Consider the following 19,339-nt stretch of genomic DNA (forward strand, 5'->3'; position numbering starts at 1 on the left):
AGTTCGGTGGCCCCGATGGGACGGTCTAGTCCTCGATTGGGGGCTGATCGTGACGCCGGTAGCCGACACCCACGGACCTGTTCGACGGACGCTGACCTTCGTCGCGGTCCTGTTCACCCTTCTCTGCCTGGCGCGTTCCGGGCTGGAGGAGCCGATGCTCTGGTTGCTGTTCGCGATCTTCATCGGCGTCGCCACGGTGTGGATCCGCGGACAGTACGCCGACAGCCTCGACGGACGGCAATGGGTGATCCCGTACTGGGTGGGGATTCCCGTCTCGGTTCTCGCCGCCGGACTCGTCTCGCTGCTGTTCGTGCAGGGCCGCGGCACCGCCGACAAAGGGCTGCTCGGCATCAGCGGGCTGGTCCTGCTGTTCCTGGCCGCCGGATCATGGCTCACCCACGTGCGACAGCGCCCGTCGGTGCGGCTGCCCGGCCGGCACGTGCGGACCGGCCACTACGGCGCGTACCTGACGGTCATCGGTCTTGCTCTGGTGGTCGCCGGCGCGGCTCTGCTCGGCCCGGCCCGGCAGGTCCTGATCGGCGCACTGATCCTCGGAGCCGGACTGTTCCTGCTGGTGCCGGTCGGTCTGGCGCTCTGGTCCGAGGGCATTCTGCGCTGGCTGTGCGAACACGACGTCGCCCCGGCCCGTCTCTGGTCCCTCGGTGCGGCGGGCCTGCTGGTCTTCGCCGGGGGCACCACCGCCGCCGTGTACGCCAGCAACTCCCGCTGGCTGACCGTGGTCCTGGTGATCCTGGGCCTGCTGGTGGCCGCTCTCGTCTCCACCACCCAGGCCGACATCGTCACCGTGACCGCGGTGATCGCCCTGATGGGGGTGACTCCCGCGCCCGCCACCGAGACCGGGCCACCCGACCTGACCCACCGGGAACGGAAAGTGCTGGTGGCGCTCGGGGACTCGTTCATGTCCGGCGAGGGCGCCCAGGTCTACTACCGCGGCACCGACGAGGGCGGCGGCAACGAATGCCGCCGGTCACCGACGGCCTGGGTGGTGACCGCGGCCCAGGACCGCGCCCACTTCGACGGCCTCAAGTTCGTGGCCTGTTCCGCGGCCCGCACCCAGAACCTGCTGCCCGAACACGGCTCCTCGTTCTACGTGGCGATGAAACCCGGCCGCATCGACATGCCGAAACCGGAACGCCAGCGCGGCGAGGCCCACACCCAGCTCGACGCCGCCCACGGCCCGTTCACCCCGGCGATGGTGGTGCTGAGCATCGGCGGCAACGACGCCGGATTCTCCACGATCGGGCTGATGTGCCTGGCCCCCGGCGACTGCCGGCAGGAACGGCGCCTCTGGCTGGATTCGGTGCCCCAGCTGCGCGAACAGCTCCGCGTCACCTATCGGGAGGTGAACCGGGCCTTCCCGAACGTGCCGGTCGTGGTCGTCCCCTACCCCGACCCGATCAAGGTGCGCCGCCAACAGTGCGACCAGGTGGCCCTGAGCGAGAACGAACAGCGCTTCATCCACGAATACCTGACCGGGAGTCTCAACGCGACCATCCGGGACACCGCCCGCGAGTTCCGCTTCCACTACCTGGCGGAGATGCAGGAAGCCCTGGTCGCACCACACCTCCAGCTCTGCGACGAACGCAACGGCGACCGTCCCGGCATCAACTTCATCGGCCTGCGGTCGGTACGCGGCCTGGCCGACCAGCGGTTCAACCCGGCGAACTGGCTGCACAGCAGCCTGCACCCGAACGAACGTGGCCACGCCGCGATGCTGCGGGTCTTCGAGACCTGGATGGCGGAGCACCCCCAGCCGATCCCACCGCGGGTCCGGCCCCAGCCCGGCGAACCGGTGGGTCTGCCCCTGGGCAACCGGGAACCGAAACAGAAAGCCCCCTGCGACCTGTTCGACACCACCCGCGCCGACGGATGCCGCCCGCAGGGCCAGGAATGGGCGTTCCAGCAGGTCGGCAGGGTTCTCCTGGACGACCTGCTCTGGCTGTGGCTGGCAGTGGCGTGCGCCGGTGCCTGGGCTGCCGCGATAGCCTTCTTCGCCTCGCGCCGCCGGGTCTGGGCCGCCCGCACCGACGCGGCCGGCACCCCCGCGGCCGGGAGCCCGCCGCTACCCCGGCACCCGGACCGGCGGTCATCCGGCGCACTGCCCGCGCCACCTCTAAGATGACACCCGGCGGCTCTCCGCCCGGTCCACCAACGTCCGGAGCGCGGTCATCGGCCGTCCGGCCCGCTGCCCTTCGGCCACGAAATCACGCAGCACCGCCAGATCCTGCTGCCGGACCTTGCCGCCGTGATGGAAGCCGTTGAACGCCGCCACGTCCAGCGGCTGCATCTTCGTCTCCTGTCCGAGATGGATCGCCGCGGTCACCCGGGAACCCATCAGCCGGGCGGCGACCTTCCCGAACCAGCCGTTCCGGGGCAGCGTCAGGATCTCCCGCTGGGCCCGCAGAGTGAGCCGCCACAGTTCGGAGTCGGCGACGACCTGGGCGAACGGCGGCCATCCGGCGATGTCCCAGGCAGCGTAGACGGTGAACACCGCCGGGCCCATCACGTCGGAGACCTTGGGTGACATGAAACCCACCCGGGAGACGCCGCTGCGGTCGTACAACTCGGCGAACTTCTTCGCCGCCGCGGCGTTGCTGCGGGCCACGGTGAAACCGGTCCGGTTCGCCGGATGCACGAAACAGATGTCGGCGGACGAGAGAAGAACCGGATCAACCCCTTGCGGTACGGGAAGAGCAGCCGAACCCTGATGCGCCAGCATGCCCAGGAACCCGAGCAGCAGACGGTCCCCCGGGATCCGGAGCGTGTCCAGGTAGAAGGCGCGCAGGTCGACACCGATGCCGTCCATCAGCACGATCGCGGCACTGTCCCGGACCAGGTCACCGACCGCCCGCAGAGTGGCCTCGCCCTGCTCGGTGCGGCTGACGTGCCCGTCCAGCGTGACGATCACGAACGCGAACGCCTCACCCCGCAGGGGTGCGGTGTCGTCGACGACACGGTAGCCGTCGAAGGTCTTGACGGTGGCGTCGTTGTAGTCGTACAGCCGCCGGGGTGGGGTGAACGCCTCCGTGCGGCCCGGCCGGACCAGGAACGGCACCTCGGCCCCGGCCAGTCGCAGGTGATAACCGAGAGAGAGGCCGACGGCACCCGCGCCGACGATCAGCACAGCTGGCTTGTTCGAGGTTGTTCCTTTCGGATACGAAGAGCGAGAGCCCGACGACCGGTTTCGATCAGCACGGCACGCAGCTCGGCGGGATCGATGTGGTTACTGCGGGGCCCAGCGGCGCACGCCGTCCCCGACAGCACGGCGTCGGCCCGGACGTGCCCGGTCGGCCCCGGTTCCACATCGGCGAGCAGCTGGGTGAGGCGTCCGGTCAGGTCGTGCAGGTCCGGATGCGATCCGAGGAGTTCCGCCGCACCCGGGTCGCCTTGCAGCACCGGCAGGAGTTCCCGGTTGGCCAGCACCAGATCGACGAACCCGGTCAGCGCCCGATCGGCCCGCACATGCCGTCCCCGCAGTGCCTCAGCGGCCGCCACGGTGCTCCGGAGCCCAACCCGAACCGGTTCCACCACCGCGGTCAGCAGCTCCTCCCGCGACCGGAAGTGATGATGCACGGCAGCCTTGGTGACCCCCAGCTCGTCCCCGATCATCTGCAACGACGTCCCCGCGACACTGTGCCGAGCGAAGAGCCGAACCGCCGCTTCCAGAAACCGTTGCCGCCCGTCCGCCACTGGGCTCCCTGAGCTTTACGATCGTCAAGCCGACGACTTTACGAGCGTAAAGCATGATCAGGCGAGCTGGCGAGTGAGGCGCCCGACATTCGGCACCTCGAGGCGAAGGGGCGCCAGCGTTCAGGGCGGCTCGGATGCCGAGTTTTCCCTGGTTGTCGAGGTCGGTCGGCACCAAGAAAGACCTGACCCGACCTCACCTCGCCTCACCTGACACGATCCGATCCGACCCGAATCGTGTCGCTGTCGCTATGTCGGCGTGGGCGTGGGCGGCGGCGGTCGCTCTTGCGGTCGCTTTCGAGGTTGCGGTTGGCGAGCCGGGTGTCGAGGCTGCTCGCCGACTTCCGATCGGACGGTCAGTGAGGCGTGATCGATGGCCACGAGGCCGGTTGAGTCGCACAAATCAGCCCTGCCCACGGACCGGCGGCCAGGCACTTTTCGAAGCCGCCACGAACTCGCCCGGACCAGCGACGTGATCTCAGCGAGTTCTGGGGGAGGCGCCGAAGTCGAACGCGCCCGGTAGCGACGATGGCATCGCTTCTCGCCGTCCGAACGACGATATAGAGGATCTTCCGCATCCGTCCGATATGGAGAAGATTCGCTTGTCTCGCCGACGCGGAAGGGCGGATTCCGGCCCCGGCAAAGAACTGCGGAGCAGCCGCTTACCTGGACGTGCCCTACATCCCGCCAACCATCATAATTTCCATGTCCTTTCGACCAAACAATCCTCAGAATCCCCCGCGCAGAACAAAAAGAATCCGTGCATGTTTGTTCCCCGGCCATCGCACGGTGACCCTCCCGGACGCGGCCACTCGGAAACACGCCGAGTGCCACCGTGGCCACCACCCGGCCGGCGCCATGATCATTCAACAAAAGCCCGCCGTGACCCGCTCGAAGAAACGGCACCCTCGGCTGAGGTCCGATCGCCGCGAGAACGGGCCGAACCGCCCGCCGACCCACGCCCTCGGATCGAGGAGCCAAGGCGTCGGACTGGGGAGCGAAGTCTTCGGATCGAGGGGACAAGACCTTATTTCGAGGAGTGGAGACTTCGGATCGAGGAGCGGAGAGCTTGCACCTGGTCTCCGAGGCCGGCGGCGGAGCCGTTATCGGCGATTGTCCAGCCGCCGTGTCGGAGGGCGAAGGCGCTGGCTTCAGAGGCGTTTCGTGGTCAGGGTCGCGTGGTGAGCTGTGGTGCGAATCGAACCCGAACTCCCCACGCAGATCGGCTCCCGCTTGATCGCGAAAGCCGCTCTCAAGGGCGGCGCAATGGTGGGCGCAGGTGAAGGCGTTGGCGCGGGCGCGGGCGCGGGCGATGGCGTGGGTGCGGGCCCGGGCATGGGTGCAGGCGTTGGCGTGAGCGTGACTGCTGCTGGTGGTGGCGAAGGCTGCGGCGTGAGAGAAGCCAGCCACTCCCGATCGTCGTGGGAGAGGGGCATGGAATCGCGCTCACGAATGCGGCGGAGCTTCTCGGCATGACGGCGCTGAAGTCCCCAAGCTCGACGCTTTTCATGCTCATGGCGAAACTCATCACGACTGGGCGAATAGTTCCTCGCCTTGGTTTGGTCGCGCATTCCGGCAGCGCTGAACAACGCCATCTGGCTCATGCGACAATTCTCCCGCGCCCAACGGGAAACTGTAAGAAGTGAATCATGCCAAACTGTTTAACCTCATCAGGGCGGCGACGGTTCCATACCGACGTGCTCTCAGTGAATGGCAGATTAAGGCGGACATGTGCCTAGATACCGGATGGCGCTGGAATGGGTGTGGAGCCATCGATAGGCCATTGCTCGTGAAGGAGACGGGTTCGTGCGATGGCTCCATCTGATCGCGCATCCCGCCGTGCCCGGGAAACTCGTGCGGTTGCTGGCGCGGGTTGGGCCGGTTTAGATCAGCTGGATGTCGGCGGCGTCTCGGACTCGGAGCGTTACCTGGGCTGCGGTGCCTGCGAAGTCGCCGACGCCGGTGTGGAAGCCGGCCACGAAAGCGGGGCTGCGCCGGGGAGTGCCCGCCTGCTCGTCGGTGACGATCGTGCCGTCGAACTTTATCGTCCGCTTCAGCAGCAGGAAGTCGCTGTCGTCGGTGACCTCGACGACAAAGCCGGGCACGTCCAGGCGGGCTGCGGGGGCGCGCCGGTCCGCCTTCAGTTCCTCAGGGGAACCCAGTTCGATGATGCCGTCGACGTTCAGTCGCAGTTCCTCGTTGAGTCCGTGTCCGGTTATCTCGGCGCTCGCCATCGCGTGCACTCGCATCGACGGCCGGGTGCTCTCGTCGATCACTGTGACGGGCAGCAGGGTGTGCGGGTCCTCGGGCAGGCCGAACGACTGGTGCGGGCGATCGAGGTCGTACCCGGTGATCCGCACCGTCAGGTCGGCGGCCGCGATCGGGTCGGTGACGATCCACATGTCACTGGTCTCGGTGAACCGGGTCGGGCGTTTCGCGGCGCCTTCGGCGTTCTCTTCGATCAGGACGCTCAGCCGGGACAGGCCTTTCCGGGCGTGGCATCCGAGAGCGACCAGCACGTGCGGGGCGCGGCCGGTGCCCTTGAACCGGTCTGTCCAGTCCTCGGCGATGAACTGCGCGGTGCCGGCGACGGAGACACTCTGCGCCAGGTTGCTGCCGAGAATGCGCTTGGTCACCAGGCGCGCCCGAACGTCGGGAATCGCCCAGCCCAGCGGCGCCAGCATGTCCTCGTCGACGGAGACCTCCACCGACTCGACGGTCTTGTCCCCCATGATCGACCCCGTTTCCCGGCCCGGCTGCCCACCGGGGACTGGAACCATAGCAGCGGCTCGCGGCACCGCCCGGCGGGCGAACCCGGACACACACCGCGCCTGACTGAAGGCTGTCACAAGGCAGAATCCCGGAGTCACGCCGCCTGCCGCCGGTCATCAGCAAGCGCGAGGCGTGACCCCGAAGAGGTGGTGGCCGTCATGAGGCGGGAGCCCGGTGAGCGCCGGCCGGAGTTGAGCGAGATAGGCTCAATTCTGGGAGTCGATGGGTGGAGTCGAGGAAGTGGCGGAGTGAACAACATCGTGGCCTGCGTTCGGTGCGGGCAGCGCAACCGCACCCGGTCGGCCTCGTCCGGCAAGCCGGTCTGCGGCAAATGCAAGTCGGTGCTGCCGTGGATCGCGGCGGCCGACGACCGGACCTTCGCCGAGGTGGTAGAGAAGTCGCCGATGCCGGTGCTCGTGGACTTCTGGGCGCCCTGGTGCGGGCCGTGCCGCCAGGTCGGGCCGGCGCTGGAGCAGGTGGCCCGGCAACTCACCGGCCGGGTGAAACTGGTGAAGGTCAACATCGATACGGCGCCGGGTCTGTCGCGCCGGTTCCGGGTGCAGGCCGTACCGACCCTGATGATCGTCGTGGGCGGCCGGGTCACGGTCCGCCGTTCCGGCGCGGCCTCAGCGAGCGCGTTGCGGCAGTGGGCCGAACAAAGCCTCACCCCGGTCCCTGCAAAGGCGAGCGGAAACCTAGCCGCCGACCGACCGAGCGGAAACCGAGCACCGAAACAGCCCAGCGAGAACAGGCCGTCGGCCCGGTCTGGGGCGAGCGGGACCTGAGCGTTCCGCCCAGGAGGCTTCGCCGGGAGGAAGGCAGGTCAAAGGCCTTTCGGCGGTACGGGGGACAGGTGCCCGAATCCGGAACGGTGGAAGACCAGGGGCCCGGCGGTGGCATCGGTGCCGTGGTCCACGGCGTGCAGCCGGAGCAGGACGATCGTGTGGTCGCCGGCTTCGACCTCGCGGTAGATCGTGCAGTCGAACCGGGCCAGCCCGTCGTCGATGGTGACCGCTCCGTCGTCCGAGGTCAGGATGTGGACGCCGGTGAAACGGTGCTCGACCGGACCGGCCAGTCGACGGCAGACCGGGCCGTGGTGCGCGGCCAGCACCGTCACCCCGAGGTGGCCGGCCCGCCGCAGCACCGGCCAGGTCTGCGAGGTGTTGGCGATCGAGACGGAGACCAGCGGCGGTTCGAGGCTGACCGAGGTGAACGAGCTGGCGGCCAGCCCGACCGGGATGCCGTCGACGACCGCGGCCACGGCTACGACCCCGCTGGGGAAGTCACCGAACGCCTGACGGAGACGTACCGGATCGAGGTCTTGATTGGTCTTCATCGTCCGGCCGCGGCGAACGGGACCAGGGTGTGCCGGCGGCGGCGTGGTCGCTCGTCGGTCCACAGGCCGCGGTCGGCGAGGATCGGCAGGACACCTTCGCCGAACCAGTACGCGCCTTCCAGATGCGGGTACGCCGACAGCACGAACTCCTCGATGCCGAGGGCGGCGTATTCGGTGATCCGGTCGGCGACCTGTTCGTGGCTGCCGACCAGCGCGGTGCCGGCACCGCCACGGACCAGGCCGACGCCGGCCCACAGGTTCGGGTAGATCTCCAGTTTGTCGCGGGAGCCGTTGTGCAGGGCGATCATCCGTTTCTGGCCCTCGGACTCGCTGCGCCGCAGGCCTTCCTGCACGGTTTCCACGGTGTCCGCGGGGATCCCGGCGAGCAACCTGTCCGCTTCCGCCCAGGCCTCGTCGGCGGTGTCGCGGGTGATGGTGTGCATCCGGATGCCGAATCGGATCGTCCGGCCCTGTTCGGCGGCGAGCCCGCGTATCCAGGCGATCTTCGCGGCCACCGCGTCCGGCGGTTCGCCCCAGGTCAGGTAGACGTCGGCGTGTCTGGCGGCGACGATCCCGGCGGCGGGGGAGGAGCCGCCGAAGTAGATGTCCGGGATCGGGTCGGGAATCTGGCCGAGCGTGGCGGCGTCGACGGAGAGGTGTTCGCCGTGGAAGTCGACGGTCTCCCCGGCCCACAGCCGGCGCACGATCTCCAGGAACTCGTCGCAGCGCCGGTAACGGGCGTCCTTGTCCAGGTAGTCGCCGTACATCCGCTGTTCGTGGCTCTCGCCGCCGGTGACGACGTTGAGCAGCAGGCGGCCCTCGGACATGTTCTGGAACGTGCCGGCCATCTGCGCGGCCAGGAACGGCGAGACCACGCCGGGCCGGAACGCGACCAGGAACTTGAGGCGGTCGGTGGTCTGGCTGAGCATCGCGGTGCTGAGCCAGGCGTCCTCGCACCAGGCGCCGGTGGGGGTGAGCGCCGCGGTGAAGCCGTTGTCCTCGGCGGCACGGGCGACCTGAGTGAGGTAGGCGACGTCGGCGGGGCGCCCGGAACCGCCGGGGGCGAGGCCGTGACCGCCGCCGACGACATGCCGTCCGTCGCCGCCGTTGGTGGGCAGGAACCAGTGGAACCGCAACGACATGACAAGCCTTCCATGAAACCTTGATTACCTATAGGTTCGCTAGATTTGTAGGACAAGGCAAGGCCCGGGGTGTACGGGTATCCCGAACGCCCCTTCGGCTAACCCGGCCGGGCCAGGCGCTCGATGGTGCGCTCGAAGTCCAGGATCGCCGCCGGCACCCGGTCGTAACGGCGGCGCAGCATCAACATCAGCACCGGCGGCACCTCTTCCACCAGCGGTCGCGCCGTGATCACCCCGGCCGTCTCCAGGGGATCACCGAGGATGCTGTAGTCCGGCAGGATCGTCGGCCCGGTCCCGCTCGCGACCAGACTCTTGCCCATCTCGGCCCCGTCGGTGGCGAACGTCTCCGGCGGCGGCGAGTCCCCGAACAGCCGCTGCACCAGCCGGTGCATCAGATAACCCGGCCGCATCGCCACGAACGGACGCCCGCGCAGGTCGTCGACGCTGATCCGCTCCTGACCGGCGAGCGGATCGTCAGCCCGCACACAGACACGGGGTCGGCCGTGCAGCAACACCACCTGATGCAGTGCGGCCGGGATGTCGTCACCGGGGAACGTGTTGATCAGCCCGACGTCCAGGCGACCCTCCAGAAGCCGTTCCTCGATCTCGGTCTGGAGCATGGTCGCCACATCCACGGTGGTGAACGGATGCCCGGCGCTGAACTCCCGTACCGCGGGGACCAGCAGTTTCGACGTGCCGGCGTTGACCGTGCCGACCCGGATCACCCGGCTCGCCGCGCCGTGATCACCGGCTGCCGCCCTCAACTGCGCCACTCCGGCCAGGATCTCCGCGACCAGCGGCACCAGATCCCGGCCCTCGCGGCTGACCCGTGCCCCGGACCGGTGCCGTTCCAGCAGCGGCACACCCAGCTCCCGTTCCAGCGCGCTGATGCCCTCACTGAGCGCCGACTGCGACACGTGCAACTGGTCGCCGGCGCGGCGCAGCGATCCGTGCCGGATCACCGCCATCAGGTATTCCAGCTGCTCGAACCGCACCCGGCGAGCCTACGTCGCCCTTTGGAGTTCACCGATCGGTCAGGCGCACCACGAGTAGCACGATGTCGTCGTCGGCGTCCGCGCTGAACGTGGCGAGCAGATGGTCACAGACCTGTTCGGCGTCCAGGTGCTGCCGTCCGGCCAAGGACTCGGTCAGGCGCTGAAGACTGTCGTCGAGACCGGTCGCGCGCCGTTCGATCAGGCCATCGGTGTAGAAGACGACAGTCGAGCCGGGTTCCAGGTCGGCCGTGTGATCGTCGCGTTCCGGTGGCTGCCGGACGCCGAGCAGCCGCGCCGGTGGGCCGGCCAGCAGTTCGGCCGAACCGTCCGGGCGCAACAGGGCCGGTGGCGGGTGGCCGGCGTTCGACCAGCGCAGCGTCCGCCCGTCCTCGATCTGGGCGATCACCGCGGTGGCCATCGCGTCGACTCCGAGGGACCCCATCGCGTGATCCAGACCGGTCAGGATGCGCGACGGCGGGCTCCGCACGGTGACGGCGATCCCGCGCAGCACGTTCCGGAGCTGGGCCATCGCCGCGGCGGCGTGCCGGTCGTGGCCGGTCACGTCCCCGACGACCAGGGTCAGCGGACCATCAGACAGTACGAACGAGTCGTACCAGTCGCCGCCGATCTGGGACTGCTCGACGGCCGAGTGGTACCGCACCGCCACCGACAGGTGCTCGGTCCGGGCGGGCGGGGTGAGCAGGCTGCGCTGCAGGGTCTCCGACATCTCCCGTTCCATCCGGACCAGGCGCTGTTCGGCCTGCCAGATCCGGACCCGGTCGAACGCCTGGGTCAGGGTGCCGGCGACCAGCCGGACGAACCTCAGGTACGCGTCGTCGACCGGCAGATGCGGACTGGGCCGGACCACGAGGACCCTGCCGGTCCCGGGCAGCGGCTCCCGCACGACGCCGGCTCCGGTGTCGGCCTCGGTGTCCGGGACCTCGGTGACGTGCAGGTCCACGGCGGTGAAGTCGTCGGACGCGGCCCGCAGCACCGGCAGCGCACGTTCGGCCAGCTCATCGGGCTCGGCGGCGGTGGACAGCACCTCGGTCAGCTGGTGCAGCAGGCGCAGCCGCCGGTTGCCGAGCACCTGCTCGGTGGTCTCCGACGCGATGTCGATGACACCCTCGATGCCGCCGGAGTCGTTGGTGACCGCCGAGTAGGAGAAGGTGAAGTAGCACTCCTCCAGAAACCCCCACCTGTCCATCAGCAGGCGAAGGTCACTGAACCAGACCGCGCCCGACCCGGCGGACACCGAGTCGAGCATCGGGCCGATGGTGTCCCAGATCTCCGGGAACACCTCCCGAGCCGGCCGGCCGAGTGCGGCGGGATGTTTGTCGCCGATGAGCGGCACGTACGCCTCGTTGTAGACCAGGACGTGCTCCGGCCCCCACAACAGCGTCACCGGGAACCGGGTCTGCAACGCCGTGGACACCGCCATCAGGAGGGTGGAACTCCAGCCGTCCACCGGCCCGAGGGTTGTCGCGTCCCAGTCGACGGCCTTGTAACTCTCACTCAGCGACCCGGCCGCCAGATCTTCACGCACTCCGGGAATGTAGCCGCTCGTTCAGCGGAGGGCATCCGCCGCCGAACAGGAAGAGGTGATGATCATGCGCCTCCGAACCGTTGCGGTGCTCGCCGCCGTGCTGACCGTCAAAGGTGGGAAGGCGTACCTCGACGGTCAGGTGATCGACACGTCGTCGTAATAGACGGTTCCGGTGTTGTCGCCGGACTTCAGGTGCAGCTGGACGCTGGTGGCGGTGGCCGGGGCCGTCGCGTCGACGAACAGTTTCGTCCAGGCGGTGGTTCCGGTGGGCAGCCGGTTGGAGGTGTGCTGGCTGATCCACGTGCCGTTGATGTCGAACCAGCTCAGCGCCACCTCGGTGATCCCGGTCGCGGCCACCCCGCGGGCGTACGCCTCGGCATGCCACTGCTGGCCGCCCTGCACCGGGGTGATCGGCGAGGTGAGCAGGGACGGCAGGTTGCTGCCGGTGCGGGTGGTGCCGGTGAACCGGGCCGACTGGACGCCGGTGCGCGCCGCCTCGGTGGTGATCACGGCGGTGCCGGCGGCGGGCAGGTAGTTGCGCCACGGCGAGTCGATCGTGGCGGCCTCGAAGCCCAGGTTGAGGATGCTGTTCGGGGTGGTTCCGGTGATCCAGGCGGTGCCGACCACCGAGGCGGTGATCTTCGCGGTGGTGTCGGTGCGGTAGAGCCCGTACTTGTACTGGGCGGGCATCGTGGACACCGCCGAGTTCGGTGGGATGGCGCCGGCGGCGAAGTCGTTGAGGATCCACGGCGCGACCGAGCCGACCCCCGCCACTGAGGCGGCGCGGAACACCCGGGCCAGGTAGGCGGCCTGTTCACCGTCGCTGCCGGACAGTGTGCTGACCCCGGTCTCACCGATGACGACCGGGTCGGGGGTGACCGCGTTCTGGGCGCGGCGGATCTCGGCCAGGGACCGTTCCGAGGCGCCGTAGAAGTGATAGTCGTAGTAGTCCAGCGGCGTGGTGGTGAGCTGCGACTTGATGCTCGCCATGCCGGTGGCGCCGCTGCCGCCGTCGACGGACAGGGTGAGCGGCATGTCCGGGGCGGTGCTGCGGATCGCCGGGATGACCTGTTTGACCCAGGTCACGGCGGCGGCGTCGCCGGGCTGGAACTCGTTCTTCACTTCGACGGCGATGACCCGAGGATCATTGGCGTACGGCGTGAGCAGGGTCTGTGCCCAGGTGATGCTGTTCGCCACGTCGGAGTACCCGGACCACCAGTCGAACAGTGTCAGTTTGACGGTCAGCCCGTGGGTGTCGGCGATGGTGACGAACTGGCTGAGCTTCTGGACGTACGCCGCGGTGGGTACCGGGTATCCGAAGGCCTGTGGGAAGACGATGGCCCGGACGTTCGTCGCGCCGAGCGTGGCGGCCCTGGTCAGGTCGGTGTCGATGCGGACCGGGTCGAAGTTCGTCCACATGAACGTCCACCCGGCGTTCGACGGGTAGTAGTTGATCGTCTTCGCGGTCTGGACCGCGGCCAGCCTGCTCGCCAGGGTCGGTGGCGTGGCGGCGTGCGCGGGGGAGACCGGCGACATCGTGCCGAGCAGCAGGAAACCGGCGATGGCGAGGGCGCGGAAACGGCTCATGGGGGGGCCTTCCACAGAGGGGTGTCTATCTCCGACGGTAGGTTCCGCCCGCATCACCGGCAACGGCTGCCGTGTGCCAGCTGTCACACCGAACCCGCATTGCTTCGAATTCGAAGCGTGCTACGGTTCTCGCATGCTTCGAATTCGAAGCAGAAGCGACGAGTGATAGAAGGCCAGCGATGAAGGCAGTGCGTTTCCACGAGTACGGCGCCCCGACCGTCCTGCGCTACGAGGACGTGGACCTCCCCGTTCCCGGCGCCGGTCAGGTCCGGATCCGGGTCGCCGCGACCACCTTCAACCCGGTCGACGGCAACATCCGGGCCGGTTTCATGCAGGGCCCGATCCCGGTGCGGCTCCCGCACACGCCGGGCCTCGACGTCTCCGGCACCGTCGACGCGCTGGGTGAGGGCGTGACCGGTTTCGACATCGGCGCCGAGGTGATCGGGTTCCTGCCGATGACCGGTCCGGGCGCGTCCGCGGAGTTCGCGATCGTCCCCGCCGAGATCCTGGCACCGGCGCCCAAGAGCCTGCCGCTGGCCGACGCCGCCGCACTGCCGGTGGTGGGGCTCACCGCGTGGCAGGCGCTCTTCGACCACGCCGGGCTGACCGCTGGACAGCGGGTGCTGATCAACGGCGCGGGCGGTGCGGTCGGCCGGCTCGCGGTGCAGCTCGCCACGAACGCCGGTGCCCACGTGATCGCCACGGCCGGCCCGCGCAGCACTGCGGCCGTCACGGCGGCGGGCGCCCACGAGGTCCTCGGCCACGGGGTTCCCGCCCTGGCCGAGCCGGTCGACGTCGTGCTCAACCTCGCGCCGGTCGACCCGGAGCAGTTGGCCGCGCTGACCACGGTGATCCGCGACGGCGGTGTCCTGGTCAACACGACGGTGTGGATGCCCGCACCCAGCGACGAGCAGCGTGGCGTACGAGGAATCGATCTCTTCGTCCGCAGCGACACCGGCCAGCTGGCGCGTCTGGTGGAGCTGATCGACTCCGGCGCTCTCCACCTCGACGTCGCCGAGCGGGTGCCGCTGGCCGACCTTCCGGCGGTGCACGCCCGCGCCGCCGCGAACGCGCTGACCGGAAAGGTCGTCGTGCAGGCCCGCTGAGTAGCATCGGCGTGGTGAGCGACCCGGCACCCGGCCTGAGCGGTGAAGAACTCGGCGCGTATTTCGTATTGATGGAGGTCAGCAGCTTCCTTCAGTACGCCGTCGAGGATCAGCTGAGGGCTGACGGCGACCTCAGTTACGTGCAGTTCCAGATCCTCGCCCGGCTGGTCGACGCGCCGGAGGGCAGATTGCGGATGACCGATCTGGCCGACGGTGTCGTCTACAGCCGCAGTGGCCTCACCTACCAGGCGGGCCTGCTCGACAAGCGAGGCCTGATCACCCGGTCACCGTCTCCGGACGACGAGCGCAGCGTCATCGTGACCGTCACCGAGGCGGGCCGGGGCCGGGTGGCCCGGGTGCTGCCGGGGCACGTGGCTGGTGTGCGGCGCCTACTGTTCGACGCGATGGCCGACGGCGACCTCACCGCGCTCGGCGGCGTCCTCGGCCGCGTCCGCGACCACATGCGCGCCATCCCACCGCGTTCCGCGAAACCCCGCTCCGGACGTACCCGGCCCGCCTGACGCCTTTTTGTCGCAATTTGCTGGGATTGGCTCGCGAGTGCCTGCCTGGCATCACGCTCAGTCGATGGCTGTCCCGGCACTATCCGCTGTCCCGGCCCTGGCCGGACCCGGGTTCACCCGGCCGGGCCTGCCCGGGGCCGACGCCGACCGTTACGCCGTGGCCGCGATCCGGTTGTGGCTGCTGGTGCCGCTCGCCCCGATGGCCGAGTGCGCACCCGAGGCCCGTGCCGGGCACGTCACCTACGCCGCGCGGCGATTCGGGTTGCCGGCCGCCGAGCGCCTCAGCACGGAGCTGTCGCTACCCGAGGCCCGGACGGCGACGATCAAACCCGGCGATCTGGTACGGGCGATCCTGGCCAGCGCAACTCCCGACCGCGACGACCGGCTGTTCCCGGGTGACCCGGAGCAGTTCACCGACGATGGTGCCGGGCTCGGCTACGGAGCCGCCGGGGTCCTGTACGCCCTGGCCGAAGCCGGTGCCGTCCCCGATTCGGAGCATGTGGACTGGCTCCGGCGGCATGCCACCACGACCCGGCCCGGGCTGTGGTCGGGCGCGGACGACGCCGAAAAACCGGCGAGTGTCCTGGAGAGCGCCCTCCCGCCGGTAACGGCAGTGTGGCCTTCGGCGCGTACGCGGCGTCCAAAGCAGCGGTCCGCTCGTTCGCCCGCACCTGGGCCAACGGACTCAAGGGACGCGGCATCCGGGTCAACGCGATCTCACCGGCCCGACCGACACCTCCCGCATCACCGAACTGGTCGGTGAGCAGGGCGCGGCAGCGTTCAAGGATCAGCAGGGCGCGGCCATCGCGATCGGCCGGATCGGGCAGCCCGCGGAGGTGGCCGCCGCGGTCGCGTTCCTGGCCTCCGGCGACAGCAGCTTCATGCTCGGCGCCAACCTCTACGTCGACGGTGGTGAGAACCAGATCTGACCATCCGGCCCCCTCAGTCCTGCCAGACCTCGATGCCGTAGAGCACCACCTGGGAACCCGGCGTCCGGCCGTAGACGCCGGAGGCCAGTTCCACCGTGCCGCCCGTCAGGCCCGGCTCCACGAGAGGCGCGGTGAGGATCTCGGCGGAGCCCATCGAGACGGTGGCGAAGTCGTCCTCGACCGTGATGCCGAATCGGCGGGTCTCCGCACCGAGATCGGGGATCTCGACGCGACTGAGGATCTTCCAGCGCTCGGCGTCCGTGGTGCTCACCAGGTCGGCGCGGGTCGCGCAGATCTCCAGCACGTACGAGCCCTCGCCGGTGTGGTGGTAGCGGAAGTAGACACGTCCACACACATCACCGACCACCGATTCGACGTTGATGAAGACTCGCTGGTCGCCGGTGAACTCGGTGCGCGGGCCCCGGCACATCACCCCGTTGGTTCCGGCGATGACCAGGAAATCGCCGGTGAACGTACAGGAGGCCGGCCCGTTTTTCGTCTCGGCCCACAACGACGGTGCGATCAGCATGTCGGTGATGACCATCGTGGGCGTCGGGGCGGCGGAACTCGACAGCGCTGGGGTGGCACCGGTCGTGGCCTTCGACCAGGGCATCACGATCGCGGCCGTGGCCAGGATCAGGGTGAGAACAGCCCCGGCGACGGCGGCCGTCCGGACTCGGTGGTCCGGACGGCTGGCCCGATGGGAGCCGACAGCTCGCGGGCCGGTCGGGGCCGGCGCGGCCTGCACGAGCCTGGTGCGTTCCGCGCTGTCCGACGACAGCAGGATGTCCAGCAACTCGCCGGCGGTCGGCCGGTCCGCGGGATTCTTGGTCAGGGACCGTTCGACCGCCGTACGCAGCGTGCCGGTGAGTCCCCGCAGATCCGGTTCGCCGGTCAGGATCCGGATCGCCATCCCGGTCGGTGAGTCGCCGGGGAACGGGACATGCCCGGTACCCGCATAGGTGATGACCGCGCCCCAGGCGAAGACGTCCACCGCCGGGTCGGCCTGCTCGGTGGCCGGGCCGTCGAGCCGTTCCGGAGCCATGTAGGCGACGGTGCCGACCATCTGCCCGGTGCGGGTGTGCTTACTGGTGGCCTCCAGGGCACGGGCGATCCCGAAGTCGATGACCTTGGGGGAGCCGAGAGCGAACAAGACGTTCGCCGGTTTCAGATCGCGGTGCACGACACCGGCCCCGTGGATGGCGGCCAGGGCGGTGGCGACGCCGACCGCCACACTGTGCAGCGCCCCGTCGGTGAGCGGCCCGTGCGCGTCGACGACCTGGGTGAGGTCCGGGCCGTCGACGTACTCCACGACCAGGTACGGCGTGTGGTGTTCGGGGTCGGCGTCCAGGACTGCCGCGGTACTGAACGGCGGCACCTGACTGGCCCGCTGGACCTCGCTGCGGAACCGGGCCCGGAACTCGGGTGACTCCGCGTACTCCGGTCGGATGACCTTGATCGCCACGATCCGGCCACCGGGATCCCTCGCCTGGTAGACCGCGCCCATGCCGCCCTCGCCGATGACTCCGAGCAGCGTGTAGACGCCGAGAACGCGCGGGTCGTAGGGGCGGAGCGGACGCAGCGACATCGGGCGTTCTCTCCTGAAAGGACGATCGAACCGGAACCCGGGGCAATGTAGCAGCACATGCCCGTGGATCCGGTCCCTTCCGGACGGCCCGCCGTGCCACCACGGCGATGGTGGCACGGACTGGGGAGCCGGTGAGCGCCGCTGATTCGTACGGTATGAGCCATGGAACCGTCTCAATCCCCGGCCGTCACCTCAGCGCCGCGCCGCACCGGCCGCACCGTGGCCGTCGTCGCCCTGCTCCTGCTGTTCGGAGTGCTCTTCGGCCGCTGGATGTCGCCGAGCCTCGTCATCGCCACCGACACGAACCGCCACTGCGACGACGCCAGCGGCTACTGCGTCGACCACGTGACCCGCGGCGAACTGCTGTTCCTCGCCCCCTACGACGAGTTCCACGTCAACACCAAGGACAACCCGGGCCGCTTCTACGGCGCGAAGAACCCGTTCACCGATGACGCCGACCTCACTTACGGAACGGGCGGCGCCGTCAGCGTCACCGATGGCCGGATCACCCTCATCTGGGACAAGGACGTTCTCGCGCGCCTCGCGGACTGAGCCTATTTCTGGTGGCGGGCGTATTTGGCGCGGAACTTCTCCACCCGGCCGGCGGTGTCCATCAGACGGTTCCGGCCGGTCCAGAACGGATGGCTGGCCGCCGAGATCTCCACGTCGATCACCGGATAGGTGTTGCCGTCCTCCCAATCGATCGTCTTCTGGCTGGTGGCGGTGGATCTGGTCAGGAAGGCGAAACCGGCGCTGCGGTCGCGGTAGACGACGGGGCCGTAAGCGGGGTGGATTCCGGGTTTCATCAGTTCTCCTCGAGGTCTTCGATCGTCTGGTTTTCGTTCAGGGCTTTTCGCTCAGTGGTTTTCGCTCAGTGGGAAGCAGCCTTCGAACGGGTCGTTCATCTGCTGCCAGGCGTCGAAGCCGTCGGCGAGTTCGGCGTCGGTCAGCAGGCAGGAACGCAGCAGCGTGACGATCGCGGTGTGGTCCAGATGCAGGCCGATCAGGGCCAGGGTGGTGCGGCGGTCGCCGTAGTACGGGTCCCAGTCCATGTCGGCGGCCAGGCGCCGCTGGTCGCTGGTCTCGGTCCAGCGTTCCGGCGGCAGCGCGGCCAGCCAGTAGCCGAGACTGCCCAGGCTCACACCGCCGCCTGCGAACTCGAAAGCGATCACCGCGTCCGGCTGAGCGGCGATCCAGAGCTGACCGCGACCGCGCAGCGCGTGCTCGGTCAGCTCTTCGAGGGCGTCATGCAGACGCTCCGGGTGAAAGGGCCGCCGGGAGCGGAAAACCAGAGAGGTTCCTTTTTCCGGTACGCCGATCGAACGGCCCTCGAGAGCCATGCCGAGCACCCCCGGCCGTTCCGGATCATGCCGGCCGGACCGCAGCACCGCAGCAGCGAGCGCCGTGCAGTCGAGGACGTCCGATCCACCGACCTGAACCGGCACCGACCACGGCGCGAGCAGACGCGCCACCACATTGGTCCGGTGCACGTCCACACTGCCCGGCCGGCTCCACACCACGACGGTGTCACTGAACTCGACCTGATGCGCCACCACCTCGGCGACCGCCCGATGATCGTCACCGGCCGCGTGCAGATCCCGGTCGCGCAGGTCATCGGTGCTGGTCAGGTCATCAAGGAAACGGTCGGCGTCGACCACCGTGACGAACGAGTCGAACCGCACCGCAGCGGTCACCGGCAGCCCGTCGACCAGGCAGTGCGCACAGGCGGCGGCCACCGCCTCGGGTTCGACCGCCGGTGGCAGCACCAGGAGCTGATCGCTGCGCGGGCGTTCGCGGGCCAGCCGGACCAGGGTGGGCAGCACGTCCTCACGCAACGTGCAGGAGATGCAGCCGTGCACCATCTCGACATCGGCGCGCTCCAGGACGCGAGCGCCGGACTCGACGGTGCGGCGCACCCGGCCGTCGCGAATGACGGTGAGGTCGTGACTGATCGCGATCAGGCTGTCGTCGGCGATCAGCAGAGCGCGGGCGGCGGCCTGAACGGCACCGGGGGAGAAGCCGGACAACACGGTGACGGCCGGGCGGTGATCCACGGACGGGGACACGGCGGAGGTGATCGGTGTGATGCTCACACCCTCATCTTGTTGG

18 protein-coding genes and 1 pseudogene are annotated in these 19,339 nt (G+C 69.1%); 6 read left to right on the top strand and 13 right to left on the bottom strand.

Annotated features, from left to right (window positions below; translation table 11 throughout):
• Positions 1-49: 49 nt before the first annotated feature.
• Positions 50-2,143: a GDSL-type esterase/lipase family protein gene (locus BLU81_RS04160; RefSeq protein WP_092541761.1), complete on the top strand. Its 2,094-nt coding sequence runs from the start codon at positions 50-52 to the stop codon at positions 2,141-2,143.
• Here the strand turns inward: BLU81_RS04160 and BLU81_RS04165 are convergent.
• From BLU81_RS04165 to BLU81_RS04180, 4 genes are all read right to left on the bottom strand, one after another.
• Complete coding sequence (locus BLU81_RS04165) at positions 2,135-3,145, bottom strand: ketopantoate reductase family protein (RefSeq protein ID WP_092541763.1); 1,011 nt, start codon at positions 3,143-3,145, stop codon at positions 2,135-2,137. The genes BLU81_RS04160 and BLU81_RS04165 overlap by 9 nt on opposite strands.
• The gene (locus BLU81_RS04170) at positions 3,139-3,711 is read right to left on the bottom strand and encodes a TetR/AcrR family transcriptional regulator (protein ID WP_092541765.1); all 573 of its coding nucleotides are present in this window, start codon (positions 3,709-3,711) and stop codon (positions 3,139-3,141) included. The genes BLU81_RS04165 and BLU81_RS04170 overlap by 7 nt, the downstream gene beginning before the upstream one ends.
• A gap of 1,148 nt (positions 3,712-4,859) precedes the next feature.
• On the bottom strand, positions 4,860-5,312 hold the full coding sequence (locus BLU81_RS49440; protein WP_197686114.1) for a hypothetical protein: 453 nt from the start codon (positions 5,310-5,312) through the stop codon (positions 4,860-4,862).
• A 279-nt stretch (positions 5,313-5,591) separates the two neighbouring features.
• On the bottom strand, positions 5,592-6,440 hold the full coding sequence (locus tag BLU81_RS04180) for a hypothetical protein (protein WP_092541769.1): 849 nt from the start codon (positions 6,438-6,440) through the stop codon (positions 5,592-5,594).
• 288 nt (positions 6,441-6,728) lie between these two features.
• On the opposite strand from BLU81_RS04180, the gene trxA reads away from it, so the two are divergent.
• Positions 6,729-7,265, top strand: coding sequence for a thioredoxin (gene trxA, locus BLU81_RS04185; protein WP_231954129.1), 537 nt, complete (start codon positions 6,729-6,731; stop codon positions 7,263-7,265).
• 38 nt (positions 7,266-7,303) lie between these two features.
• Here trxA and BLU81_RS04190 read toward each other — a convergent pair whose 3' ends face one another.
• The 5 genes from BLU81_RS04190 to BLU81_RS04210 all read right to left on the bottom strand — a co-directional run bounded on the left by BLU81_RS04190 (position 7,304) and on the right by BLU81_RS04210 (position 13,086).
• Entirely contained in the window at positions 7,304-7,816 is a 513-nt protein-coding gene (locus tag BLU81_RS04190) for a flavin reductase family protein (RefSeq protein ID WP_092541771.1), read from the bottom strand.
• Positions 7,813-8,958 (bottom strand): LLM class flavin-dependent oxidoreductase, encoded by a 1,146-nt coding sequence (locus tag BLU81_RS04195; protein ID WP_092541773.1) that lies wholly within the window; start codon positions 8,956-8,958, stop codon positions 7,813-7,815. The genes BLU81_RS04190 and BLU81_RS04195 overlap by 4 nt, the downstream gene beginning before the upstream one ends.
• Positions 8,959-9,056: 98 nt before the next feature.
• Complete coding sequence (locus BLU81_RS04200) at positions 9,057-9,953, bottom strand: LysR family transcriptional regulator (protein ID WP_231954136.1); 897 nt, start codon at positions 9,951-9,953, stop codon at positions 9,057-9,059.
• Positions 9,954-9,981: 28 nt separating this feature from the next.
• Positions 9,982-11,499 (bottom strand): PP2C family protein-serine/threonine phosphatase, encoded by a 1,518-nt coding sequence (locus BLU81_RS04205; RefSeq protein WP_092541775.1) that lies wholly within the window; start codon positions 11,497-11,499, stop codon positions 9,982-9,984.
• A gap of 135 nt (positions 11,500-11,634) precedes the next feature.
• The gene (locus tag BLU81_RS04210) at positions 11,635-13,086 is read right to left on the bottom strand and encodes a cellulase family glycosylhydrolase (protein WP_092541776.1); all 1,452 of its coding nucleotides are present in this window, start codon (positions 13,084-13,086) and stop codon (positions 11,635-11,637) included.
• A gap of 179 nt (positions 13,087-13,265) precedes the next feature.
• Between BLU81_RS04210 and BLU81_RS04215 the strand changes: the two genes are divergently transcribed.
• Positions 13,266-14,192, top strand: coding sequence for an NADP-dependent oxidoreductase (locus BLU81_RS04215; protein ID WP_092541778.1), 927 nt, complete (start codon positions 13,266-13,268; stop codon positions 14,190-14,192).
• 14 nt (positions 14,193-14,206) lie between these two features.
• Positions 14,207-14,713, top strand: a complete 507-nt coding sequence (locus tag BLU81_RS04220; RefSeq protein WP_231954138.1) for a MarR family winged helix-turn-helix transcriptional regulator — start codon at positions 14,207-14,209, stop codon at positions 14,711-14,713.
• A gap of 298 nt (positions 14,714-15,011) precedes the next feature.
• Here BLU81_RS04220 and BLU81_RS50240 read toward each other — a convergent pair whose 3' ends face one another.
• Positions 15,012-15,212, bottom strand: a complete 201-nt coding sequence (locus BLU81_RS50240) for a hypothetical protein (RefSeq protein WP_092541780.1) — start codon at positions 15,210-15,212, stop codon at positions 15,012-15,014.
• A gap of 116 nt (positions 15,213-15,328) precedes the next feature.
• Here BLU81_RS50240 and BLU81_RS04230 point away from each other — a divergent pair.
• Positions 15,329-15,642: pseudogene (locus BLU81_RS04230) on the top strand (SDR family NAD(P)-dependent oxidoreductase).
• A gap of 13 nt (positions 15,643-15,655) precedes the next feature.
• On the opposite strand, the gene BLU81_RS04235 reads toward BLU81_RS04230, so the two are convergent.
• Positions 15,656-17,230, bottom strand: coding sequence for a serine/threonine protein kinase (locus BLU81_RS04235; RefSeq protein ID WP_092541782.1), 1,575 nt, complete (start codon positions 17,228-17,230; stop codon positions 15,656-15,658).
• A 162-nt stretch (positions 17,231-17,392) separates the two neighbouring features.
• Here BLU81_RS04235 and BLU81_RS04240 point away from each other — a divergent pair, with 162 nt between their 5' ends.
• A complete protein-coding gene (locus tag BLU81_RS04240; RefSeq protein WP_092541784.1) occupies positions 17,393-17,782 on the top strand; it encodes a hypothetical protein in 390 nt (129 codons plus the stop codon).
• Between the two features lie 2 nt (positions 17,783-17,784).
• Here BLU81_RS04240 and BLU81_RS04245 read toward each other — a convergent pair whose 3' ends face one another.
• Positions 17,785-18,036 carry a type B 50S ribosomal protein L31 gene (locus BLU81_RS04245; RefSeq protein WP_092541786.1) on the bottom strand — a complete coding sequence of 84 codons (252 nt, stop codon included), beginning with the start codon at positions 18,034-18,036 and terminating at the stop codon, positions 17,785-17,787.
• Between the two features lie 51 nt (positions 18,037-18,087).
• Positions 18,088-19,323: a CobW family GTP-binding protein gene (locus BLU81_RS04250; RefSeq protein ID WP_092541788.1), complete on the bottom strand. Its 1,236-nt coding sequence runs from the start codon at positions 19,321-19,323 to the stop codon at positions 18,088-18,090.
• Positions 19,324-19,339 lie beyond the last annotated feature (16 nt).

This window comes from Actinoplanes derwentensis, assembly GCF_900104725.1.
GTDB lineage: Bacteria > Actinomycetota > Actinomycetes > Mycobacteriales > Micromonosporaceae > Actinoplanes > Actinoplanes derwentensis.

Bases quoted from the DNA above. Each gene is read 5' to 3' on its own strand.
- BLU81_RS49440 (WP_197686114.1), bottom strand. From the start codon at position 5,312: ATGAGCCAGATGGCGTTGTTCAGCGCTGCCGGAATGCGCGACCAAACC.
- BLU81_RS04180 (WP_092541769.1), bottom strand. From the start codon at position 6,440: ATGGGGGACAAGACCGTCGAGTCGGTGGAGGTCTCCGTCGACGAGGAC.
- BLU81_RS04190 (WP_092541771.1), bottom strand. From the start codon at position 7,816: ATGAAGACCAATCAAGACCTCGATCCGGTACGTCTCCGTCAGGCGTTC.
- BLU81_RS04195 (WP_092541773.1), bottom strand. From the start codon at position 8,958: ATGTCGTTGCGGTTCCACTGGTTCCTGCCCACCAACGGCGGCGACGGA.
- BLU81_RS04210 (WP_092541776.1), bottom strand. From the start codon at position 13,086: ATGAGCCGTTTCCGCGCCCTCGCCATCGCCGGTTTCCTGCTGCTCGGC.
- BLU81_RS04215 (WP_092541778.1), top strand. From the start codon at position 13,266: ATGAAGGCAGTGCGTTTCCACGAGTACGGCGCCCCGACCGTCCTGCGC.
- BLU81_RS50240 (WP_092541780.1), bottom strand. From the start codon at position 15,212: ATGCTCCGAATCGGGGACGGCACCGGCTTCGGCCAGGGCGTACAGGAC.
- BLU81_RS04235 (WP_092541782.1), bottom strand. From the start codon at position 17,230: ATGTCGCTGCGTCCGCTCCGCCCCTACGACCCGCGCGTTCTCGGCGTC.
- BLU81_RS04240 (WP_092541784.1), top strand. From the start codon at position 17,393: ATGGAACCGTCTCAATCCCCGGCCGTCACCTCAGCGCCGCGCCGCACC.
- BLU81_RS04245 (WP_092541786.1), bottom strand. From the start codon at position 18,036: ATGAAACCCGGAATCCACCCCGCTTACGGCCCCGTCGTCTACCGCGAC.